Consider the following 2,897-nt stretch of genomic DNA (forward strand, 5'->3'; position numbering starts at 1 on the left):
CTCAAGCACTAGCTTATGTGCGACAGAGCAAAGATTCTGAAAATCAAGTAAAGGGTTTGAAGGCAATCATTGAGTATCTTCCCACTTCTTTATTACCGGAAGCCTTAGATTGCGCCAGAGGGATTTCCGATGAATACTACCAAGCAAAAGCCTTAGTAGACTTAGCCCCCCACTTAAGCGATCTGTTACCGGAAGCCTTAGATTGCGCCAGAGGGATTTGGGATGAATCAGACCGAGTCAATGCCTTAGTGGCCTTAGCCCCCCACTTACCCGAAAGGTTGTTACCCAAAGCCTTAGATTGCGCCAGAGGGATTTGGGATGAATCAGACCGAGCCAGAGCCTTAATCGGCTTAGCACCCCATTTACCGGAAGAGTTGTTACCCAAAGCCTTAGATTGCGCCAGAGGGATTTGGGATGAATACTACCGAGCCAGAGCCTTAGTCGGCTTAGCCCCCCACTTACCCGAAAGGTTGTTACCCCAAGCCTTAGATTGCGCCAGAGGGATTTGGGATGAATACTACCGAGCCAGAGCCTTAGTCGGCTTAGCCCCCCACTTAAGCGATCTGTTACCGGAAGCCTTAGATTGCGCCAGAGGGATTTGGGATGAATACGACCGAGCCGATGCCTTAGTCGGCTTAGCCCCCCACTTAAGCGATCTGTTACCGGAAGCCTTAGATTGCGCCAGAGGGATTTCCGATGAAAGATACCGAGCATTAGCCTTAGTGGCCTTAGCCCCCCACTTAAGCGATCTGTTACCAGAAGCCTTAGATTGCGCCAGAGGGATTGACCATGAAAAATACCGAGCCGATGCCTTAGTGGCCTTAGCCCCCCACTTAAGCGATCTGTTAGCGGAAGCCTTAGATTGCGCCAGAGGGATTTCCGATGAAGAATACCGAGCATTAGCCTTAGTGGCTTTAGCCCCCCACTTACCCGATGTGTTACCGGAAGCCTTAGATTGCGCCAGAGGGATTTGGGATGAATACGACCGAGCCGATGCCTTAGTCGCCTTAGCTCCCCACTTACCCGAAAGGTTGTTACCCCAAGCCTTAGATTGCGCCAGAGGGATTTCCGATGAAGAACACCGAGTCAATGCCTTAGTCGCCTTAGCCCCCCACTTACCCGATGTGTTACCGGAAGCCTTAGATTGCGCCAGAGGGATTTGGGATGAATACGACCGAGCCGATGCCTTAGTAGACTTAGCCCCCCACTTACCCGATGTGTTACCGGAAGCCTTAGATTGCGCCAGAGGGCTTTCCGATGAAGAACACCGAGTCAATGCCTTAGTCGCCTTAGCCCCCCACTTACCCGAAAGGTTGTTACCCCAAGCCTTAGATTGCGCCAGAGGGCTTTCCGATGAAGAACACCGAGCCAGAGTCTTAGTGGCCTTAGCTCCTCACTTACCCGATGTGTTACCCAAAGCCTTAGATTGCGCCAGAGGGCTTTCCGATGAAGAACACCGAGCCAGAGCCTTAGTGGCCTTAGCACCCCACTTAAGCGATGTGTTACCGGAAGCTTTAGATTGCGCCAGAGGGCTTTCCGATCAATGGTCTCGAGCTAATGCCTTAGTTGCCTTAGTCCCCCACTTACCCGATGTGTTACCGGAAGCCTTAGATTGCGCCAGAGGGCTTTCCCATGAATACAAACGAGCATTAGCCTTAAGAGCCTTAGCCCCCCACTTAAGCGATCTGTTACCGGAAGCCTTAGATTGCGCCAGAGGGCTTTCCCATGAATACTCCCGAGCATTAGCCTTAGTCGCCTTAGTCCCCCACTTACCCGATGTGTTACCAGAAGCCTTAGATTGCGCCAGAGGGCTTTCCGATCAATGGTCTCGAGCTAATGCCTTAGTTGCCTTAGCCCCTCACTTACCCGAAAGGTTGTTACCCCAAGCCTTAGATTGCGCCAAAGGGATTTCCCATGAATACTACCGAGCCGATGCCTTAGTCACCTTAGTCCCCCACTTACCCGATGTGTTACCAGAAGCTTTAGATTGCGCCAGAGGGATTTCCCATGAATACTACCGAGCTAATGCCTTAGTGGCCTTAGCCCCCCACTTACCCGATGTGTTACCAGAAGCTTTAGATTGCGCCAGAGGGATTTCCGATCAATGGTCTCGAGCCAGAGCCTTAAAAGCCTTAGCCCCCCACTTACCCAATGTGTTGTTACCCCAAGCCTTAGATTGCCCCAGAGCCATTGGGGATGAATCCAAGCGAGCCGAAGTATTACAGGAATTGATTAAGAGCTTAACTCCTTCATCAGTTGATTTTGATCTTTGGCAACAAATTCTTGATAGTTTAGCTAGTCTAACCCGTCCCAATTTTCTTGAAGCTCTTCCTGAATTAGCTCCTTTAATCATCGAGCTTGGGGGTATTGAAGCCCTAAGAGAAACGGTGGCAGCGGTTGATGATGTTAGCCGATGGTGGAAGTAAATAAGAGGGAGCAGGGAGCAGGGAGCAGGGAGCAGATAAGAGGCAAGAGGCAAGAGGCAAGAGGCAATAGTTTTCCATCAACGTTATGGATATTTCAATAGATTGAGTTCTGATATAAAGCGATAATCTCGTTGATTTTTACTGAGTAGAGGAATTTGATTTTCAATAGCGGTAGCAGCAATTAGAGCGTCTGGGATTAGGAGTCCATGACTGAGATAGTAGCTACCCATCAACTGTTCTGCTTTGAGGGATATCTGAGCATTGAGTTGAATGATAGAAAACTGTCTGAGGAATTTATCCAAAGAGTCTAATTCTTGTTTATTTCGGCAACCAACAATTAATTCTAGTTTAGTAATAATACTGATTTGAAATAGAGATGTTTTAGATTCTCTTACCAGGCGTTCTTTAGCAAGTGAGTCGTTATTGGCAAGATCAATCAAAATATCAGTGTCAATTAGAATTACTGCCATT

The 2,897-nt window shown here is 48.8% G+C and carries 1 protein-coding gene and 1 pseudogene; one reads left to right on the forward strand and one right to left on the reverse strand.

From position 1 onward, the window contains the following. Positions 1-2,426 (forward strand): annotated as a pseudogene (locus F6K38_RS38600) (NB-ARC domain-containing protein); the annotation flags it as partial. Between the two features lie 83 nt (positions 2,427-2,509). Here F6K38_RS38600 and F6K38_RS38605 read toward each other — a convergent pair. Continuing rightward, positions 2,510-2,896: a type II toxin-antitoxin system VapC family toxin gene (locus F6K38_RS38605; RefSeq protein ID WP_287297022.1), complete on the reverse strand. Its 387-nt coding sequence runs from the start codon at positions 2,894-2,896 to the stop codon at positions 2,510-2,512. Between the last annotated feature and the right edge of the window lies 1 nt (position 2,897).

The sequence above is a fragment of the Moorena sp. SIO3B2 genome (genome assembly GCF_010692525.1).
Classification (GTDB): domain Bacteria; phylum Cyanobacteriota; class Cyanobacteriia; order Cyanobacteriales; family Coleofasciculaceae; genus Moorena; species Moorena producens.